The sequence below is a fragment of the Rhodococcus sp. PvR044 genome (assembly GCF_040548995.1).
Lineage (GTDB): Bacteria > Actinomycetota > Actinomycetes > Mycobacteriales > Mycobacteriaceae > Rhodococcus_G > Rhodococcus_G oryzae.
On sequence record NZ_JBEPSX010000004.1, the window covers coordinates 91,784 to 111,073 of the forward strand.

Sequence of the window (19,290 nt, forward strand, 5' to 3'; positions counted from 1 at the left end):
CCGCACGGTGTTCGTGCGGGCCCGGCTCTGCGACACGGCTACCCGGCCGGGCTCGGAGCCGGAGTGGTGGTGGTCGGGACGGTCGTGGTGGCCGCCACAGCGGTGGTCGGGGGCTTCGCGACGGCAGGCGCCGAGTCCTGCGAGTCAACCGGGGCGGCGGCCTCCGCGGTGGGGGCCGCGCTCGGCGTCGTAGTGGGTGTCGATGCCGATCCGGAGGACGGAGCCGTCGATGTTTCGGTGGGCGCCGCCGTGGTCGTGGTCGTGGTCGGCGCGGCGGACTCGGTTGCCGTCACGGTGCCCGCCACGGACGCCGTGCTCGGCGCCGTCGGCGCGGACGTGGCAGTGGCCGTGGCCGACGAGAGGGCCGCGGCCAGGCTTCCGGCGTCCGGCTTCGCCGCCGGGTCGATCGCCTGTCCGTTCTGTGCCTGCTGAGCAAGATGCGTCAGCCACGCAGCGGCGTACTCGGCGGAGGTCAGCGGCTTCCCGTTGGCGGCATCGTTGTCGCGCCAGTAGTCGAAGTGGTGACCGACGTCCTTGGCGAGCGTCAGCTGGTAGGGATCGCTCAGGACGACCGGAATTGTGTTCTGGTTCGTCGTGATGAGCCCGATGATCTCCTTGAACACCTTCTGCGGGAGGTAGGCCAGCGGCGACATCTCGTCGGCGGAGATCGACTGGGCCTTCGCCGGGGCCTTCGCGGCCTCACCGGGCTTGTACGACGGGGAGGACACCGTCAGCAGCACGTCGAGGAAGGTCTGGTCGCCCTTCATCCAGTCCGGCTGGGACCGAACCTCCGCGAACGCGTTGAACGCGATCTGGCTGAGTGCGACGGCGACATCCTGTCCCGTCGCAGGCGTGAGGCCCTCGCGCTCGAGGGTGTCGACGTTCAGTTGCCTGCCCACGTTGATTGCGAGCTGCAACAGCGAGATGTTCTCCGGCACCGCGCAGGTGAAGTCCTTCTCAGAGCAGAACGACGCGACCTTGCCGCCCAACGCGCCGAAATCGTCGCCGCCGGTGTCCGGGAGGGCGCCCGCTCCTGCGGTCGGGTTGGTGCCGTTCTGGTACTGCCGGTCGAATCCGTCCGGATTGGCAAACGGATTCTTCGCCCCTGGGAACGGGCCCTGACCATTCGCGCGGCCCGCGTCGGCCAGGATGACCACGCCGACGACGTTGCCCGGATTCACGATCCCGTATTCGCCGTTGGTGTCCGCGTCCTGATGGCCGACGTCCATCGCGACCCGCCGGGCGACGTCCGCGCCCTCGCTGTACCCGACGACGGCGAACTTCGTGTCCGGGCACGCCACCCGGATCTCGCGCATCACCGATTCGGTGTTGGCCACGCCCTTGGCGACGGCGCCCTCGTAGCTGCTCATGTTCGCGGGGTAGGCGATGTAGACGGCGGCATACGCCTTCGGATCGACGACACCGTTCGGTGCGTTGATCACCGGATCGACCCAGTGGCTGCTGTAGTCGCTCGACAAAGCGGCAGGCAGCGCCTCGCCGTTGGGTCCGACCAGCATCTTCGTGGTGCCCGCCACGGGCGTGTCATTGCGGCCGGCGATCGAGATGGTCACCATGTCGTGGCACTCGGTCACCGACGATGTGAGCTCGGTGTCCGCGGTGCGCGGCGCCGGGGACAGGGCCCACGTCAGCCCGAGTATCGCCGTCACCCCCAGGACGGCCGGCACGATGGCGGCCGAGGCTATCCGATGGCGTGCGATGAAACCACGAACTGTCATGTCGTCTCCCCATTCCGACTACCGAGGCACGCGTCGGTACTACCCCCCGAGCGGTGCGTCACATCACCAGATACATCGTGACACGAGTCGGAAGTGCTACATGCGATCTCGATGATTGATTTGGCTACAGCGTCAGCTGCATGAATGTCATGTCCAACCAGCGCCCGAACTTCATCCCGACCTCGGGCATCACGGCGACGGTCCGGAAGCCGAACCGCTCGTGCAATGCGATCGAGGTGGTGTTGCTGGACTCGATGCTGGCCACCATCACGTGCACGCTGCCCGCCTTGGCCCGCTCTATCAGCGCCGCCATCAGCTGGGACGCGATCCCCTTGCGGTGGTGGTCGACATGCACGTACACCGAGTTCTCCACCGTGTACCGGTAGCCGGTCTTGGCCCGCCACACGCCGTAGGACGCGTAACCCGCCACCCGGCCGTCGGATTCCGCGACGAGCACCGGATAGCCGGCCCTGCGGCGGGCCTCGAGCCACTCGCGGCGGTCCTCGACGTCCACCGTCTCCTCGTCCCAGATGGCGGTGGTGTTGAGCACCGCCTCGTTGTGGATCTCGAGGATGCCGGGCAGATCGTGGTGGTCGGCGTCGCGGATCAACAGGCTCACCGCCTCATCGTGCCGCACCGGGACGGTCCGCCGCATCGGGACCGTCGGCTCAGCCGTCGATGCCGCGGCGGGTCTTCTCCAGCGCGGCCAGCATGCGCAGGATCGAGGCCTTCTGGTTGCCGAGATCGGTGAGCCGGGCGCGGGCCGCAAGGCCCTGACCGGCCTCCGCGACGGTGATCTGCTCGTCGACCGACGCGAGCTGGTCCAGCAGGCCGGTGACGCGCGCCTCGAGGGTCGCCATGTCGACGGTGGTGGTCGGTGCCGACGCGGCCGGGGTCGAGGCCGAGGATGCGGCCTTCGGGGCGGCCGTGCGGCGGGGTGCGGGCGCGGTCTCCGCGACGACCGCGGCGGCGCGCGGCCGCAGGGCCTTGCGGACCAGGGCCGGGTCCGGCGGGGTCTCGAGCTTGATCTGGTTCAGCACGGCGCGGGCGTCGCGGGCGGTGACGCGCCACTCCCGCTCTTCCTCGTCGTCGGACTGCAGCGTGCCGCCGAGCGGGCGCAGACCGTACATCCCGAGGAAGCGCCGGGCGCCCTCGATGATCTCCTCGTTCTCGCGGCAGGTTCCGCAGCGCGGCTCGTTGCGGTACATGTCAACCGACTCCGCGTCTCCGCACCAGACGCAGGCTCCTGGGACCCATCGCCTGGCCGTCCGCATCGTCGTTGTTCCGGACTGGCCATCGAGTGTCTGCGCGTCAATCACGACGCATGACAATAGGGCAGAGCGAAGTGGCCCTCGACACCGGCTGGCAACCAACCTGCGGTTCTGCATTCCGGCGTGATCAATCTCATGTTCATGTCCCGGCGCGGCGCGCCGCGACCCGGTCAAACGCTTGCCGCGCAAGAGGTTCCGGCACCCGTCGGGACGTCGAACGGAGCCGGTCGACGGGTCGCGGGTCAACGCTGCGGCGGGGGCGGAGGCGCGTCGCCGGGGGCGAGCTGGGCGCCTATCTTCCGGAAGATCGATTCGGCCTCGTTCTTGTACAGGCCGGCGTCGTCGAAGGCCTCCTGGTCGTAGGTGACGGCGACGGCGATCGCGACCTTCTTCGACGGCAGGTAGGCCTCCGCGGCCGCGTAGCCGGAGAACAACGGGTTCTGCATCAGCCAGTCGCCGGTGATGATGATCCCGAGCCCGTAGGTGTAGCCCTCCGACATCGTGGTGCATGTGGGGCACCCGGGCAGGGTCGTCGTCTTGCCGCGCAGGTCGGTCGACACCATCTTCTTGTACGACTCCGCGGACAGGAGCTTGCCGGTGCCGATCGCGACCGCGGTGTCGTGCATGTCGGAGATGTCGGTGGTCTGGACGGCCCCGCGGGTGATGGTCCAGGACGGGTTCCAGTAGGTGGATTCCTCGTAGAACGGGGCGCCTGCCGGGATCTGGAGGGCCTCGCGACGCTCGGAACTGAAGGCGTGCAGGGCGGGTTCGGTGATGGCGGCGGTGCCGGGGTCGGTGGTGTTGGTCAGCCCGAGCGGGCCGAGCACCCTCTCCTGCATGAGGTCCGTCATCCGCTTGCCAGTGATCTTCTCCAGCGCCAGCCCGAGGATGACGTAGTTGGTGTGCGCGTAGTTCCAGTTGGTCCCTGGCTCGTAGAGCAGCGGCTTGGCGGTCGAGGGGGCGATGAGTTCCTCTGGGGTCCACCTGCGGAAGGGGTCGGCGTAGATGGCCGCGTCGAACTCGGTGGCGCCCAGGACGTAGTCGGGATAGCCCGAGGTCATCTGGGCCAGCTGACCGAGCGTCACGAGGTCACTGTGGGGGATGTAGGGCAGCCAGGTCGACACCTTGTCGTCGAGGCTCACCTTCCCCTCGTCGACGAGCTGGAGCAGCAGGGTGGAGACGTAGGAGATCGCCACCGCGCCGTTGCGGAAGTGCATGTCGGTGGTGGCGGGCACTCCCGTCATCGACTCCCCGACGGCCTCGGTGAGGATCTCCCTGCCGTCGACGGTGGCGCGCACGATCACCGACTTCAGGTGGCCCTCGGCCATGGCCTCGCGGACGATCGTCTTGACGGCATCGGTCTGCGCCGGATCGGCGGGTGACGGGGGTGGCGACGCGGTGTCCGTCGAGGTGCACGCGGCCACGAGGCCGACCAGGCTCACGAGCACGAGAACGCGCCGAATCATCGCCATAGTTGATCATCGCAGATCGGGCGGGCCGACCTGGTGGTTTCTAGGCCGGGGCCCCGATCACATCGGTGGCCCATTCGACCAGGGGCCGCAACGATTCCCACGCCTTGCGGACCTCGGTCGCGGTGCGCCTGGTGTCGAGCCACTTCGGGGAGGGGTACAGGCGACTGGCCGTCAGCGACTTGTGACGAAGCAGCTCGATCCGCGGATGCTCGACGGTGTAGCCGCGCGGCGTCGTCTTGAGCCGGTCGCCGCCGATCTCGAACTTCGCGGCCTCGAGGTCCCGGGTGATCGTCTCGAGCTGGCCGCCGCGGAGGTCGGTGTCGACCGCGGCACGGAAGCGTGCGACCCGATCAGGGTCGGCCTGATAGAAGCCGCCCGCCACGAAGAGCCCGCGGGCGTCGAGCTGCACGTAATAGCCGAGGGCCGGCCCCACCGCACAGAAGCCGCCCTGATGCGTCTTGTACGGCGACTTGTCCTTGGAGAACCGGACATCGCGGTACGGGCGGAACAGCTTGGCCTGCCCGAAATCGGACTCCAGCTCGGCGAGCAACGCGGCCATCGGCGCGTGCACGCTCTCGTCGTAGACGGCCTTGTGCGCCGTCCACCAGCTCTTGCTGTTGTCCGCCTCGAGGTCCTCGTAGAAGTCCAGGGCGGCGACGGGGAACCCGGAGAACGCGGTCATGTGAAAAGGCTAGCGCCTGTGCGCGGTTGACGGGTCCAGGGACTCGTCAACCGCGCACAGGCGCGAAAGCGCCTAGGCGCTGCCGTTGAAGAGGGAGGTCACCGAGCCGTTCTCGAAGACCTCCTTGATGGTGCGCGCGAGCAGCGGCGCGATCGAGAGCACGGTCAGCGTCGGGAAACGCTTCTCCTCGGGGATCGGCAGCGTGTTGGTCGCGATGACCTCCTTGGCGCCGCAGGCCGCGAGCCGCTCGGCGGCCGGGTGCGAGAAGATCCCGTGCGTGGTGGCGATGATGACGTCGCCGGCACCGGCGTCCTTGAGCACCTTGACGGCGCCGGCGATGGTGCCGCCGGTGTCGATCATGTCGTCGATCAGCACGCAGGTGCGGCCGTTGACGTCACCGACGACGCGGTTGGACTTGACCTGGTTCGGGACCAGCGGGTCGCGGGTCTTGTGCACGAACGCCAGCGGCGCGCCGTCGAGGGCGTCCGCCCACTTCTCGGCGACCTTGACGCGGCCGGCGTCAGGGGAGACGACGCAGATGTTGTCGGTGCCGTAGTTCTCCCGCACGTACTCGGCGAGCTGGCCCTGCGCGTGCATGTGGTCGACGGGGCCGTCGAAGAAGCCCTGGATCTGATCGGTGTGCAGGTCGACCGTGATGATCCGGTCGGCGCCCGCGGTCTTGAGCAGGTCCGCGATCAGGCGGGCCGAGATGGGCTCGCGGCCGCGGTGCTTCTTGTCCTGGCGGGCGTACGGGTAGAACGGCAGCACCGCGGTGATGCGCTTGGCGGACCCGCGCTTGAGCGCGTCGATCATGATCAGCTGCTCCATGACCCACTGGTTCAGCGGGGCCGGGTGGCTCTGCAGCACGAATGCATCGGATCCACGCACCGACTCCTCGAACCGGACGAAGATCTCGCCGTTGGCGAAGTCGCGGGCGGTCTGCGGGGTGACCTGGATGTCCAGCTCTTTCGCGACCTGCTCGGCCAACTCGGGATGGGCGCGACCAGAGAAGAGCATCAGGTTCTTCTGGTTGTCGATCCAATTCGCGCTAGTCACTGATCTTCGCCATCCTTGTTCGTGTTTTCGGCTTGTTGCTGCTGTGCCCGCGCCGCCGCTTCGGCGGCCGCGGTGCCGGGTCGGTTCCGCTCGACCCAACCTTCGATGTTGCGCTGCTTACCCCCGGACACGGCGAGCGCGCCGGGCGGAACGTCGAACCGCAGCACCGTACCCGCACCGGTGTACGCACCGTCGCCCACCTGCACCGGGGCGACGAACATCGTGTCGGACCCGGTGCGGACGTGCGACCCCACCACCGTACGGCTCTTGCTGACGCCGTCGTAGTTGACGAACACGCTCGACGCCCCGATGTTGCTGTGCTCACCGACGGTGGCATCGCCGACATAGGTCAGGTGCGGCACCTTCGAGTGCGCCCCGATGTCGGAGTTCTTCACCTCGACGAAGGCGCCCAGCTTGCCGGCCTCGCCGAGCACGGTGCCGGGGCGCAGGTAGGTGTACGGCCCGACGGTGGCGCCCGCGCCGATCGTCGAGCGGTCGGCATGGGTGCGGATCACGGTGGCGCCCTCGCCGACGGTGACGTCGCTGAGGGTCGAGTCCGGGCCGATGACGGCGTCCTCGCCCACGGTGGTGCGGCCGCGCAGCTGCACGCCGGGCTCGATGGTCACGTCGGGCCCGAGCTCCACGTCGACGTCGATCCACGTGCTCGACGGGTCGATGACGGTGACCCCGGCGCGCATGTGTCGTTCCAGGATCCGACTGTTCATCTCCGCGGCCACTTTCGAGAGCTGGACGCGGTCGTTGACACCGGTCACCTTGGCCTCATCGGCGAGCTGCGCGGCGTACACATGATGACCGTCTTCGCGGGCGATCTTCAGGACGTCGGTGAGATAGAGCTCCTGCTGCGCGTTATCCGTTCCGAGCTTGCCGAGCGCGTCGCGAAGGACCTGGGCGTCGAAGGCGTAGACGCCCGAGTTGACCTCGGTGATCGCGATCTGCTCGGGAGTGGCATCCACGTGTTCGACGATCTCGACCACTTCGCCTGCCGCGTTGCGGACGATGCGCCCGTACCCGTTGGGATCGGCGGGGACGAAGGTCAGGACCGTCACTGCGGCGGGGGTGGGCGCCGTTCGGTGCTCGTCGATCAGGCCGTGCAGGGTGTGGCTGTCGAGTAGTGGTACATCAGCCGCGGTGACGAGCACGATCCCCTCGAAGTCGTCGGGTAGCGACTGAAGGCCGCACTCGACAGCATGCCCGGTTCCGTTCTGCTGCTCCTGGACCGGCGCGAAGATCTTGCGACCGAGTTCGCTCGCGATCTCTGCGATCGCGCTGCCGACGGCCTCGCGCTCGTGCCCGACCACGGCGACCAGGTGCGTCGGGTCGAGTTCGGCTGCCGCGTGCAAGGAATGCGCGAGCATCGTCCGACCCGACAGCGTGTGCAGCACCTTGGGGGTCTTGGACCGCATCCGGGTCCCCGCACCCGCTGCGAGGACGACCACGGCGGTCTCGGCTGGCATGACGCTCCCTCGAACTCGAACCGGTTTGTAACAGCTACTGGGTCACCCAGTACATCGCGCTCCGCCGCCAGGACTCGAACCTGAACTATCTGAACCAAAATCAGAGGTGCTGCCATTACACTACGGCGGATTGCCGCACCTGCGGAAACGCGTCAGAAACTGGAGGCTCGACCCAGCCCCGCCTGTGCGCCCACGATCCTCGCATGCTGGCGCGGATTTGGTCGAACCGCCTCGACTGAATCGATTCGCGTGCCGGATAGGCTGGCGGCATGTCCCGACCCCCGCAGGCCCCCGGCGAACGACCTCCGCGGACGCGGATGACCGGCACCCAGCGTCGAGAGCAGCTGATCGAGATCGCCCGCACCCTGTTCGCCGAGCGCGGGTACGAGGCCACCTCCATCGAGGAGATCTCCGCCCGCGCAAGCGTCTCCAAGCCCGTGGTCTACGAGCACTTCGGCGGCAAGGAGGGTCTCTACGCCGTGGTCGTGGACCGCGAGATGTCGACCCTGCTCAACATGATCACCGCCTCGCTCTCGCAGAATCGGTCCCGCGTCCGGGTCGAGCGGGTGGCGCTGGCACTGCTCACCTACGTCGAGGAGCGCACCGACGGCTTCCGCATCCTGGTGCGCGACTCCTCGGTGACGGCAGCCGACGGCACCTATTCGTCCCTGCTCAACGATGCGGTCAGTCAGGTCGGCCACATCCTGGCCTCGGACTTCTCCAAGCGCGGCTTCGACCCGGAGCTCGCCCCGCTCTACGCACAGGCGTTGGTCGGGATGGTGTCGATGACCGCGCAGTGGTGGCTCGACGAGCGCACGCCGCCCAAGGAGGTGGTGGCCGCGCACGTGGTGAACCTGTGCTGGAACGGCCTGACCAACCTGGAGGCCGATCCGAAACTCGGGGAGTAGCCGGTGGTCCGGTGGGTTCCTGGCGTCGATGGTGCAGACGATCCAGGCGCCGTACTGCCGAGTTCGCCCCAACTGCGACTCGCAGTTGAAATCTGGGGAAGTTCACCAGCGAGGTGTTACGTTTCGACCACATTCGACAGGTAGTCGGTCACCAGAGGCGGGGTGGATGGTCAGGCAGGAACGGGCCGAGGCGACCCGGAACACGGTCCTGCTCGCGGCGGCGGAGGTGTTCGCGCGGTTGGGATACGCGCCGGCGAATCTGAGCGAGATCATCGCCGCGTCGGGTGTCACGAAGGGCTCGCTGTACTTCCACTTCGCGTCCAAGGAAGATCTGGCTCGCGGCGTGATCGACGAGGGCAACCGACGGCTCGAGGCCGCCTGCGCGCCGCTGTCCGACCTGCGAGATCCCGCGCTCGAGGTCATGATCGGCCTGCCCTACCTGATAACGGACGTGGCCGCCGCGGATCCCATCGTGGCCGCGATGTTCCGCATGCACCACGAGATCGGCGATCACCGCGGGACGGGCGACAACGTCGTCTCAACCTGGCAGAAGTATCAGGTGGCACTGGCCTCTCGTGCCATCGCGGAGGGTGACATCGTGCCCGACGCCGATGCGGAGGCGATCGGGATCTTCATCTTCGAGACGCTGTTCGGCGCACGCGTGGTGGCGCACGCGACCGGGACGCTCGATCAGCTCCCGGCCCGGATTGAACGCGCGTGGTACTACATGCTCCCGGCGTTGGTGGGGGAGGAGAAGGTTTCCTACTTCCGGCAGTTCGCGGCCCGACGTTTCCGTCGCTGACCGGGCAGCGCGGGCTGTCGGTACCCGGGCCTAGAATTCACTGTGGTCGTCCGCGCGGCGTCCGAAACCCGTTCGGCAAGCTCAGGAGCATCGACGTTGTCTTCCCGTACTCCGCACAACCCGAGCCCGGCAGCCACGGATTCGTCGCCCTACCCGTTGGCGGGGGTGTTCGCCACGGCCGTTGCGGACGTCGCGTTCGACGGGGTGCGTGCGGCTCTGGGCCGCACCGACCTCGCAGTCGTCGCGCCTGCGCCGGCCCGGCCGTTCATCGCCGCCGCGATCGCCGAGCACACGCAGCTGCTGCTGGTCACCGCCACCGGACGGGAGGCCGACGACCTGACAGGTGAGCTGCGCGAGGTGCTCGGCGACGCGGTCGCCCAGTTCCCGTCCTGGGAGACGCTGCCGCACGAGCGGCTCTCGCCCGGCGCGGACACGGTCGGCCGCCGGCTCGAGGTGCTGCGCAGGCTGGCCCGCCCGGACGACGCCGACTACGGACCGCCGCTACAGGTCATCGTCACCACGGTCCGCTCCCTGGTGCAGCCGATGGCCCCCGGGCTCGGCGAGATCGAACCGATCACGCTGCGGGTCGGCTCCGAGCACGACTTCGACGCGTTGACGCACCGGCTCGTCGAACTCGCCTATGCCCGGGTCGACATGGTCGGCAAGCGCGGCGAGTTCGCGGTTCGTGGCGGCATCCTCGACATCTTCTCGCCGACCGCCGACCACCCGGTTCGCATCGAGTTCTGGGGCGACGAGGTCACCGAGCTGCGTGCCTTCTCGGTGGCCGACCAGCGGTCGCTGCCCGAGCTCGAGATCGCCACCCTGATTGCGCCGCCGTGCCGCGAGCTGCTGCTCACCGCGGCGGTGCGTGATCGGGCGGCGGCGCTGGCCGCCGACAATGAGGCCGACGCGGCGCTGGTGGAGATGCTGGACAAGCTGTCCGCGGGCATCCCCGTCGAGGGCATGGAGGCGCTGCTGCCCGTGCTGCAGAACGGCGAGCTGGTGCTGCTGACTGACGCGCTGCCCGCGAAAACGCACGTGCTGCTGTGCGATCCGGAGAAGATCCGCACCCGCGCGACGGACCTGGTACGCACCGGCCAGGAGTTCCTCGAGGCGTCGTGGACCGCGGCGTCGTTGGGCGGCGCCGCGCCGCTGGACGCGTCGGCGATCGACACCTCGAGCATCGGCGGCAAGGGCCTCGATCTCGCGGCCTCCGCCTACCGATCGCTGCGGCACGTCCGTGAGAGTGTCGAGGCGTCCGGCAGGCCCTGGTGGACGGTCAGCCCGCTGGCCTCGGGCAGCGGCGAGGAACTGGTCCTCGAACTGCGGTCGGTGCCGGAGATCCGCGGATCCGACGAGCTGCTGGCCGAGTTGTTCGTGACGCTGCGGGCGCACGTGAGCGCGGGCGGCCGGGCCGTGATCGTGGTGGCGGGCTCCGGTACCGCGCGCCGAGTGCTGGAACGGCTCGCCGAGGCGGAGGTACCGGCGACCGAGCTGGCGCCGGGCGCGGCGCCGGAGCCCGGCGTGGTCGCGGTGCTCTGCGGCAGCCTGCACGAAGGCCTGATGTTCCCGAACGCGGGCGAACAGGGTTTCGTGGTCGTCACCGAGTCCGACCTCACCGGCAACCGTGTCGCGGCGGTCGGGGACGGCAGGCGACTGCCCGCCAAGCGACGCAACCAGGTCGACCCGCTCGCGCTGACGGCGGGCGACATGGTGGTGCACGACCAGCACGGCATCGGCCGGTTCGTCGAGATGGTCGAGCGAACCGTCGGTGGCGCGCGCCGCGAGTACCTGGTGATCGAGTACGCGGCCAGCAAACGGGGTCATCCAGGAGATCGGCTGTTCGTGCCGATGGAGTCCCTCGACCAGCTCTCCCGCTATGTCGGCGGCGAGCTGCCCGCGTTGTCCAAGCTCGGCGGCTCAGACTGGACGAACACAAAGCGTAAGGCCCGCAAGGCGGTTCGCGAGATCGCGGGCGAGTTGGTGCAGCTGTACGCCGCCCGCCAGGCCGCGCCGGGGCACGCCTTCGGCCCTGACACCCCGTGGCAGAAGGAGATGGAGGACGCGTTCGCGTTCACCGAGACCCACGACCAGCTGACGGTCATCGACGAGGTCAAGGCCGACATGGAGAAACCGGTCCCGATGGACCGCGTGGTGATCGGCGACGTCGGGTACGGCAAGACCGAGGTCGCGGTCCGGGCCGCCTTCAAGGCGGTACAGGACGGCAAGCAGGTGGCGGTCCTGGTGCCGACCACTCTTCTCGCGCAACAGCATCTGCAGACCTTCACCGAGCGGATGGCCGCCTTCCCGGTCAAGGTGCGGGGTCTGTCCCGGTTCACCGACCCGGGGGATTCGCGGGAGATCATCGCCGGCATGGCCGACGGCGAGGTCGACATCGTCGTCGGCACCCACCGGCTGCTGCAGACCGCGGTCCGGTGGAAGGACCTCGGGCTGGTCATCGTCGACGAGGAGCAGCGCTTCGGTGTCGAGCACAAGGAACACATCAAGGCGCTGCGCACCCACGTCGACGTGCTCACGATGTCCGCCACCCCGATTCCGCGAACCCTCGAGATGAGCATGGCGGGCATCCGCGAGATGTCGACCATCCTCACCCCACCCGAGGAGCGGCACCCGGTGCTCACCTATGTCGGTGCGTACGCCGACAAGCAGGTGGCGGCCGCGATCCGGCGCGAGCTGCTGCGCGACGGACAGGTGTTCTATGTGCACAATCGGGTGAGCTCGATCGACAAGGCCGCCAAGCGACTTCGCGACCTGGTGCCCGAGGCGCGGGTGGTCGTCGCGCACGGCCAGATGAACGAGGAGAATCTCGAGAAGACCGTGCAGGGCTTCTGGGAGCGCGAGTTCGACGTGCTGGTGTGCACCACGATCATCGAGACCGGGCTGGACATCTCCAATGCCAACACCCTGCTCGTGGAGCGGGCCGATTCGCTCGGTCTGTCCCAGCTGCACCAGCTTCGCGGGCGCGTCGGCCGCAGTCGCGAGCGTGGCTACGCGTACTTCCTGTACCCGCCGGAGAAGCCGCTCACCGAGACCGCGTACGACCGCCTGGCCACCATCTCGCAGAACTCCGACCTCGGCGCCGGTATGGCCGTCGCCATGAAGGACCTCGAGATCCGCGGTGCGGGAAATGTGTTGGGGGCGGAACAGTCTGGGCACGTCGCCGGCGTCGGCTTCGACCTGTACGTGCGGTTGGTCGGCGAGGCCGTCGAGGCGTTCCGTGCGGTTGCCGACGGCAGGACGGTCACGACCGACGAAGCTCCGAAAGAAGTACGCATCGACCTTCCTGTGGACGCGCACATCCCCCCCGACTACGTGACCAGCGACCGGCTCCGCCTCGAGGCGTACCGGAAGCTGGCCGCCGCCACCGACCCAGAGGCCATCGCCGCGGTGATCGAGGAGCTCGTCGACCGGTACGGCCCGGTGCCGGAGGAGGTCGGCCGGCTGGTCTCGGTCGCCAAGCTGCGCCTGCTGTGCCGCGAGTTCGGCCTCGAGGAGGTCTCGGTGGCGGGCACTCAGCTCAAGATCGCGCCGATGCAGCTGCCGGACTCGAAGCAGCTGCGACTCAAGCGTCTGTACCCGAGTGCGCAGTACCGCGCGACCACCGGGATGGTACAGCTTCCGTTGCCGCGCACCGGTTCCGGCGGGATCGGTGCGGACCGGGTCCGGGACGTGGAGCTTCTGCAGTACATCGCGGACTTCCTGCTCGCCCTCGACGGACGGGCAGCGGGCGCAGTGGACGTCAGGGTGCAGGCGGGGGCGTGAGGCGATGACGGTGGTGTTGCTCGACCCGCTGCGTCCCACCCGGATCCCGGCGGCGGCGGTGCGGCTGCTGCGTGGGCAGGTCGAATACGCCTCCGACGTGCCGGTCGGGGTACGTGAGGAGCTGGGTCTGCCGCACGCTCCGGGTGCCGCCGTGCTGGTGGCAGTAGATCCCGCCGGGGTACAGGCGCGGCACCGCGTGTCCTCGGGTGAGGAGGTGGTCGCGGCGTCGCCGGTGCCCGGACAGCGGTTGCTGGCGGCCGTCGAGGTGATGGACCGGCTGTGGGGATTCGGCGGCTGGGAGGTGACCCAGACCCACGACTCGCTGCGCCGGTACCTGCTCGAGGAGACCTACGAACTGCTCGACGCGATCGAGGAGGGCGACCCCCACGGCCTGCGCGAGGAACTGGGCGACCTGCTGCTGCAGGTGCTGTTTCACTCACGGATCGCCCAGGAATCGGCCACCGACCCGTTCACCGTGGATGACGTCGCCGACACTCTCGTCGCCAAGTTGGCCTCCCGCAGCCCCCATCTGACCAACGGTCACGTGGGTCCGATCGACGTGGCCGACCAGGAGGCGGCGTGGGAGATCGCGAAGGCGGCGGAGAAGTCGCGGGCGTCCTGCATCGACGGCATCGCGATGGCGCAGCCGGCGCTCGCGCTGGCCGAACAGGTGATCGGGCGGGCGACCAAGGCGGGGTTGCCGGCGAACCTGATCCCCGCCGAGCTCCGGACGGTGCGGCTGGGCGGGGCAGGCAACGCCGAGGACGCCCTGCGAAAGGCGACCCTGTCTTTCGTGGCGCGGATCAGGGCCACCGAGGCCGCCGCGCACGTGAGCGGGATCGAACGGGGCCGCCTCACCGCGGACGTCTGGGCGCGATACTGGGTAGCGCGGTAGGTCGTCCGCCGCAGAAAGCGGGTGTCGATGTTCGACTACTGCGTCATCGGCGGGGGCATCGTGGGAGTCGCCACCGCCCGTGAGATCCTCCTGCGGCGACCGGGAGCGAGCCTGCTCCTGCTGGAGAAGGCCGACGGGCTCGGCATGCATCAGACCGGCCACAACAGCGGCGTCATCCACTCGGGCATCTACTATCAGCCGGGCAGCCTCAAGGCCGAGCTGAGCAGGCGCGGGGCCGAGCTGACCAAGAATTTCGCCGCTGAGCACGGCATCCCGTTCGATGTCCGTGGCAAACTGCTGGTCGCGACGGACTCCGTCGAGCAGGTGAGAATGCAGGCGCTGTACGAGCGCGCGAAGATCAACGGGCTCGACGTCGACGTGCTCGATCGGGCCGAACTACTCCGCCGTGAGCCGGCGGTGACGGGCACCGGCGCGCTCTTCGTGCCGACAACCGGAATCGTCGACTACCGCAGGGTCACCGAGGTCTTGGCAGATCACGTCCGATCGTCGGGCGGCGAGATCCGTCTCGGCGTGGAGGTGGCTCACATCGGCGAGACGGCCGATCGGGTCGTGGTGGGCGGCCCGGCCGGATCGTGGTCGGCGCGACGGCTGGTCGTCTGCGCGGGTCTGCAGGCGGATCGCATGGCCCGCCTGGCGGGGGTTCGAATCGACCTTCGGATCGTGCCCTTTCGGGGCGAGTATTACGAGCTTCCGCCGCACCGCTCGGACCTCGTCCACCATCTGATCTATCCGATCCCGGATCCGGCCCTGCCCTTTCTCGGTGTCCACCTGAGTCCCACCGTCGACGGCAGGCTGACGGTGGGTCCGAACGCAGTCCTCGGGATGGCCCGCGAGGGGTACCGGAAGTTCAGCTTCGCACGCCGGGACGTCTGGGACTACGCGAAGTTCCCCGGGTTCTACCGGGTCGCTCGTGCGAACTTTCGCACCGGCGCGGGCGAGCTGCGGGATTCGCTGTTCGTGCGTGGCTACCTGGCCAGATGCCGAAAGTATTGTCCCGATCTGACACTGGAGGACCTGTTGCCGCGAGTCGCGGGGATCAGGGCGCAGGCGGTGCTCCGTGACGGGACTCTGGTGCATGATTTTCTGATCGAGCAGACCCCGCGCTCCGTGCACGTGCTCAACGCTCCCTCGCCGGCGGCGACGTCCGCGTTGCCGATCGCGGCGATGATCGCGGACCGGCTGACGGCTGATCGGTGATCGGCTCGGCCCTGGTTCACGAATGCGGGAGAAAGACGAAGTTGTTCACGTACTGCCCGGTGCGGGTCCAACCGTCCTTCCAGCTCGCGATGTGCTGGGAGTTCTGATGCTCGACCGGATCGAAGTCGGCAATCGACCGGCGTTCGTCCCCGGTGAAGAAGTACCCGTCGTATCCGAGTCGATCCAGGAATGACATGACCTCGCCCACCGCGTTCGCACGGTGACGTTCCTCGGCCTCGATCAGGAAGGTGGGCCGATTTCTCTCGATGGTGGCACGTGCCCCGCGCAGCACCGCGAGCTCATGGCCCTCGACGTCGATCTTGATGAATCCCACATTGTCCAGATCGAAGTCATCGAGCCGACTGCTGGGAACATCGATCGTCTCGACCGGGCTGCCGTCGGCGTCATCCAGGGCGTTGGCAGCCTCGATCGTGCTTCTCCCCGGGTCGGACACGAGAACTCTCATCGTCGACGCGCCCGTGTGCTCGGAGAGAGCGACGGCTTCGACCCGGACCGGGGCGCCGATCGTGTCGAACATCGTGGCGAGCTCCCGGGCCTGCGCAGTGCGGGGTTCGAATGCGATGACCGAACTCGACCGGTCGAGCATCGCGATCGTGAATGCGCCGATGTCGGCGCCGACATCGACCGATACCTTCGTGGGGTCGCAGAGCTGTCGCACGAGCAGGAGTTCGTCGTCGTGCAGGGCCGAATCGGACAAGATCCGGTAGCGCCTTCGCCAGAACCGTCGTGGTGCAACCTGCTTCGCAATCGGAGCCAGGCTGCGCTTGATGGCGTGCGTGATCGGCATCGGACGACGCCTTTCGTGAATTCTGCTGAGTTGCCTCGACCCAAGTGTAGAGCTCCGGGGTAGTCCGCCCGGGTGGAAGCGCCCGGGCCGATCGCGCAGGTAAGCTCACACAGGAGTACGCGCGGTCATTGTTGACGTCCTGTCTGCGGATGGGTGTGACTGGAGTGGCGAAGGCGAAATGTACTTCCGGATGGGCGGATCTGTCGTGGGCGCGGTTGCGTTCGCGACAATGCTGAGCGGATGCTCCGCTGTGCCTCCGGTGGATCCCGGAGCGCGCTCCGTCGACGTCACGACGATTCCATTTGCGGACCCTGACGTGGCGAATCCGCTACGCGGGCAGTATCAGAATCTGTTGACAGGCCTTTTCCCGCAGGAGAATCCGGCGCAGAACCGATACCCCGCGTGGCCCTCCGCAGGCGATGCGAGCACGCGGATCTCGTGGCGTGATCTCCAACCCCTGGATCCTCGCACCGTTCCGAATGAGGCTCCCTACGAGGCCAGGTTCGACTTCAGCAAGATTGATGAGGCGCTGGCTCGGTACGCAGGCCAGGGCGGACGACTGACGCTGCGCATCTACTCGTACAACTCATGCTGCAACAAGTTTTACCCGAACAACACCAACATTGCGGTCCCGGACTGGTTGGCATTGATTCCGGGCACGACCAGGGATTTCGAGCACGACGGGATCAAGCAGGTCGTGCCGGATTGGAACAACGAGGATTATCTTGCTTACTTTGAGCAACTGTTGGCGGAATTGGGTCGACGCTACAACAAGGACGAAAGGTTGAGCATTTTCGAGTTTTCCGGGTACGGCGACTTCAGCGAGAACCACATTGCCTACCTCCGCGATGAACTCGCCTCTCCCGGGCCCTCACTCGAGGACAGTGAGCGGCGGCTGGGGTACCTCAGTCAGTTCCGGGACCAGAGCATTACCGCCCGCTCGATTCGACGTTTGGTCGAGGCGAACCTGGGGGCGTTTCCGGATACGCAGGTCGTCGCGGCGCCGGGCAACCCGGAGATCATGCGACAGTTGTTCGCCGACGAGTCCGTGGGACCGGCGACGAGACGGCCGGTCGGGATACGCGCTGATTGTCTGGGTGTCCAGACACCGTTGCCTGCGTGGGCCGACGACGAGGATTCTGTGTACGTCACCTCCGACGAACCGCTCGTGTCCACGATGAGAGCGCGTTTCTCGACTGCCCCGGTCGTGACCGAATGGTGCCAGCTCCCGGCCGGGACGGGGAGGGGCGCTTACTATGAGAAAGGATTGCGTGACACGGTCGACTATCATGTATCGATGACCTCGAGCGTGGGGTTTCCGGATCAGAATGCGGTACAGCCGATGGAACCGGGGCTGTTCGCACTCTGGGCGCGGACAAACAAATTCGCCGGGTATCGATACTCGGTGGCCGCGGGTTCGCCGAGATTCGATTCCGAGCGTGAGTCCGAGTGGATCGAAGCCAGGTGGATCAATTTCGGGGCAGCACCAGCGTTCGAGGATTGGCGAATCGAGTACGAAGTCGCCGATGCGGCCGGAAATATCGTGCGGCGGACGGGATCCGAGCTCGCTCCCGTGTCGATGGTCGTCGAGCAGTCCCTGGATTCGATCGACGATGAGCCGAGTCCGTCGACTGCGCGTGAGACCGTGCGGATCGACCGGTCCGGCCTGGCCGCCGGGCAGTACACCGTCACCGCGGGGATGGCGTGGAACGAGCACAAGCCCGGCGGCACCCATCGCGTCGACCTGCCGCCGATGACGCTCGCACGGTCGGGGAGGGATGCGGCCGGACAGTACCCAATCGCCACGTTCTCGGTGCCGTAACCCGCGCGGTAGGCATCGGTCGGGCCGAGTGCAGAGAGGACAATTCGTGGACCTTCACACGTTCGTCCGGATCCTGGGGACCCGCTGGCTGATCGTTGCGACCGCCGTGGCGATCTGCTTGCTCGGAGCGGTCGCCGCGACGGTGATTCCCCCCTCGCGCTACCAGGCCTCGTCGAAGATCTTCATCTCCGTCGCCGATGCGAGCACCGTGACAGACAAGTACAACGCCACCCAAGCTGCCGCGCTGCGACTGTCCTCGTACGCCGAGATCGCGGGGGGCAGCGAGGTGGCCGGCCGCGCCATCGACCAATTGGGCATCGACATGAGCCCGGATGAGTTGGTTAGCGCGACCGCCGTGGAGTACGTGCCGGAGTCTCTCGTTTTCGAGTTGACCGTGACGGACACGGATCGGGACAGGGTTGTCACGCTCGTGAACGCGATGTCCGATCAGTTCAGTGCGCTCGTCGGCAGGCTGGAGTCCCCGGCGGACGGCGGGCAGCCACCTGCGGCGATGCAGGCGACCGTGGTTGAGCGTCCGACCCCGCCGCAGGGGCGCTCGAGCCCGAACGCCCAGCGAAATCTGGCGCTCGGCCTCATCGTCGGTCTTCTCTTGGGCACCCTGCTCGCACTCGTCCGTGATGCAACGGACCGAACGCTCCGAACGGGTGCGGAGTTCGACGAGGCCTCCGATCTGCCGATGGTGGGCGAGCTACGGAGGCCGAGACCCGCCGGCCGCGAAACGCCGGTGGTGTTCGGGAGCGATGGCGGGTCCAGCGAGGCCTACCGGGGTCTTCGGGCACGACTGCTGCATTTGACCGCGACCACTGACAATCCGATGATCCTGGTGACCGGTCCGGTCGGCGGCGAGGGCGCGACAACGGTGGCGGTCAATCTCGCCCTTGCCCTCGCGGAGACCGACGACAAGGTGCTGCTGGTCGAGGGCGATCTGCGAAAGAACGAACTCGCCAGTCTCTTCGGGGTGAATGCCCAGCCGGGGTTGAGCGACGTGCTTCGCGACCCCTCGGTCGTAGAACAGGCTGTGGCGCAAACAGACTACGAGAACCTGTCGGTCATGACCTCCGGTTCGGACCACGCGGCGCCGGGCGAACTGTTGGGATCCGCGCCGCTCGCGTCGGTGATCGACAAGCTGAGGTCGACCTTCGATTTCGTCGTTGTCGACGGTCCCGCGGTGCTGTCTGCTGCCGACGCGCTCCTGCTGGCCACCCGGATCGACGGCACGCTGTTGGTCGGGCGACGCGGCACGAGCCGTTCGGACGAGGTGAGTCGAGCCGTGAACACCCTGCACGGTGCGGGAGCGCCGATCATCGGCACGGTGTTCACGAATGCCCGGGTGGGCTGACC

15 protein-coding genes and 1 tRNA gene are annotated in these 19,290 nt (G+C 67.8%); 7 read left to right on the forward strand and 9 right to left on the reverse strand.

The window, feature by feature from the left end:
- Positions 1-38 precede the first annotated feature (38 nt).
- The 8 genes from ABIC28_RS11330 to ABIC28_RS11365 all read right to left on the reverse strand — a co-directional run bounded on the left by ABIC28_RS11330 (position 39) and on the right by ABIC28_RS11365 (position 7,822).
- Complete coding sequence (locus ABIC28_RS11330) at positions 39-1,736, reverse strand: cutinase family protein (protein ID WP_097212303.1); 1,698 nt, start codon at positions 1,734-1,736, stop codon at positions 39-41.
- A 124-nt stretch (positions 1,737-1,860) separates the two neighbouring features.
- Positions 1,861-2,349 (reverse strand): GNAT family N-acetyltransferase, encoded by a 489-nt coding sequence (locus tag ABIC28_RS11335; RefSeq protein WP_354579197.1) that lies wholly within the window; start codon positions 2,347-2,349, stop codon positions 1,861-1,863.
- 55 nt (positions 2,350-2,404) lie between these two features.
- Positions 2,405-3,055, reverse strand: a complete 651-nt coding sequence (locus ABIC28_RS11340; RefSeq protein WP_077042586.1) for a hypothetical protein — start codon at positions 3,053-3,055, stop codon at positions 2,405-2,407.
- Between the two features lie 194 nt (positions 3,056-3,249).
- Positions 3,250-4,479 (reverse strand): serine hydrolase domain-containing protein, encoded by a 1,230-nt coding sequence (locus tag ABIC28_RS11345; RefSeq protein ID WP_097212304.1) that lies wholly within the window; start codon positions 4,477-4,479, stop codon positions 3,250-3,252.
- 40 nt (positions 4,480-4,519) lie between these two features.
- On the reverse strand, positions 4,520-5,161 hold the full coding sequence (locus ABIC28_RS11350; protein WP_097212305.1) for a DUF2461 domain-containing protein: 642 nt from the start codon (positions 5,159-5,161) through the stop codon (positions 4,520-4,522).
- Positions 5,162-5,233: 72 nt separating this feature from the next.
- Positions 5,234-6,217 carry a ribose-phosphate diphosphokinase gene (locus tag ABIC28_RS11355; RefSeq protein WP_077042583.1) on the reverse strand — a complete coding sequence of 328 codons (984 nt, stop codon included), beginning with the start codon at positions 6,215-6,217 and terminating at the stop codon, positions 5,234-5,236.
- The gene (glmU, locus tag ABIC28_RS11360; protein WP_354578927.1) at positions 6,214-7,692 is read right to left on the reverse strand and encodes a bifunctional UDP-N-acetylglucosamine diphosphorylase/glucosamine-1-phosphate N-acetyltransferase GlmU; all 1,479 of its coding nucleotides are present in this window, start codon (positions 7,690-7,692) and stop codon (positions 6,214-6,216) included. The genes ABIC28_RS11355 and glmU overlap by 4 nt, the downstream gene beginning before the upstream one ends.
- Positions 7,693-7,751: 59 nt before the next feature.
- Positions 7,752-7,822 (reverse strand) — tRNA-Gln (locus ABIC28_RS11365).
- 139 nt (positions 7,823-7,961) lie between these two features.
- Between ABIC28_RS11365 and ABIC28_RS11370 the strand changes: the two genes are divergently transcribed.
- From ABIC28_RS11370 to lhgD, 5 genes are all read left to right on the forward strand, one after another.
- Complete coding sequence (locus tag ABIC28_RS11370) at positions 7,962-8,600, forward strand: TetR/AcrR family transcriptional regulator (protein WP_097212307.1); 639 nt, start codon at positions 7,962-7,964, stop codon at positions 8,598-8,600.
- Between the two features lie 166 nt (positions 8,601-8,766).
- On the forward strand, positions 8,767-9,402 hold the full coding sequence (locus ABIC28_RS11375; protein WP_097212308.1) for a TetR family transcriptional regulator: 636 nt from the start codon (positions 8,767-8,769) through the stop codon (positions 9,400-9,402).
- Positions 9,403-9,498: 96 nt separating this feature from the next.
- Positions 9,499-13,185, forward strand: coding sequence for a transcription-repair coupling factor (gene mfd, locus ABIC28_RS11380; protein ID WP_097212309.1), 3,687 nt, complete (start codon positions 9,499-9,501; stop codon positions 13,183-13,185).
- A gap of 4 nt (positions 13,186-13,189) precedes the next feature.
- A complete protein-coding gene (locus ABIC28_RS11385; RefSeq protein WP_097212310.1) occupies positions 13,190-14,080 on the forward strand; it encodes a nucleoside triphosphate pyrophosphohydrolase in 891 nt (296 codons plus the stop codon).
- A 27-nt stretch (positions 14,081-14,107) separates the two neighbouring features.
- Positions 14,108-15,298: an L-2-hydroxyglutarate dehydrogenase gene (gene lhgD / locus ABIC28_RS11390; RefSeq protein ID WP_097212407.1), complete on the forward strand. Its 1,191-nt coding sequence runs from the start codon at positions 14,108-14,110 to the stop codon at positions 15,296-15,298.
- Positions 15,299-15,314: 16 nt separating this feature from the next.
- Here lhgD and ABIC28_RS11395 read toward each other — a convergent pair whose 3' ends face one another.
- Positions 15,315-16,106 carry an FkbM family methyltransferase gene (locus tag ABIC28_RS11395; protein WP_097212311.1) on the reverse strand — a complete coding sequence of 264 codons (792 nt, stop codon included), beginning with the start codon at positions 16,104-16,106 and terminating at the stop codon, positions 15,315-15,317.
- 178 nt (positions 16,107-16,284) lie between these two features.
- Here ABIC28_RS11395 and ABIC28_RS11400 point away from each other — a divergent pair, with 178 nt between their 5' ends.
- Complete coding sequence (locus ABIC28_RS11400) at positions 16,285-17,928, forward strand: hypothetical protein (protein WP_502945008.1); 1,644 nt, start codon at positions 16,285-16,287, stop codon at positions 17,926-17,928.
- A gap of 46 nt (positions 17,929-17,974) precedes the next feature.
- Complete coding sequence (locus ABIC28_RS11405) at positions 17,975-19,288, forward strand: tyrosine-protein kinase domain-containing protein (RefSeq protein ID WP_179800585.1); 1,314 nt, start codon at positions 17,975-17,977, stop codon at positions 19,286-19,288.
- Positions 19,289-19,290 lie beyond the last annotated feature (2 nt).

Coding starts and splice junctions, on each gene's coding strand:
- ABIC28_RS11370 (WP_097212307.1), top strand. CDS start 7,962: ATGTCCCGACCCCCGCAGGCCCCCGGCGAACGACCTCCGCGGACGCGG.
- ABIC28_RS11395 (WP_097212311.1), bottom strand. CDS start 16,106: ATGCCGATCACGCACGCCATCAAGCGCAGCCTGGCTCCGATTGCGAAG.
- ABIC28_RS11350 (WP_097212305.1), bottom strand. CDS start 5,161: ATGACCGCGTTCTCCGGGTTCCCCGTCGCCGCCCTGGACTTCTACGAG.
- ABIC28_RS11330 (WP_097212303.1), bottom strand. CDS start 1,736: ATGACAGTTCGTGGTTTCATCGCACGCCATCGGATAGCCTCGGCCGCC.
- ABIC28_RS11345 (WP_097212304.1), bottom strand. CDS start 4,479: ATGGCGATGATTCGGCGCGTTCTCGTGCTCGTGAGCCTGGTCGGCCTC.
- glmU (WP_354578927.1), bottom strand. CDS start 7,692: ATGCCAGCCGAGACCGCCGTGGTCGTCCTCGCAGCGGGTGCGGGGACC.
- lhgD (WP_097212407.1), top strand. CDS start 14,108: ATGTTCGACTACTGCGTCATCGGCGGGGGCATCGTGGGAGTCGCCACC.
- ABIC28_RS11400 (WP_502945008.1), top strand. CDS start 16,285: ATGTACTTCCGGATGGGCGGATCTGTCGTGGGCGCGGTTGCGTTCGCG.
- ABIC28_RS11385 (WP_097212310.1), top strand. CDS start 13,190: ATGACGGTGGTGTTGCTCGACCCGCTGCGTCCCACCCGGATCCCGGCG.
- ABIC28_RS11375 (WP_097212308.1), top strand. CDS start 8,767: ATGGTCAGGCAGGAACGGGCCGAGGCGACCCGGAACACGGTCCTGCTC.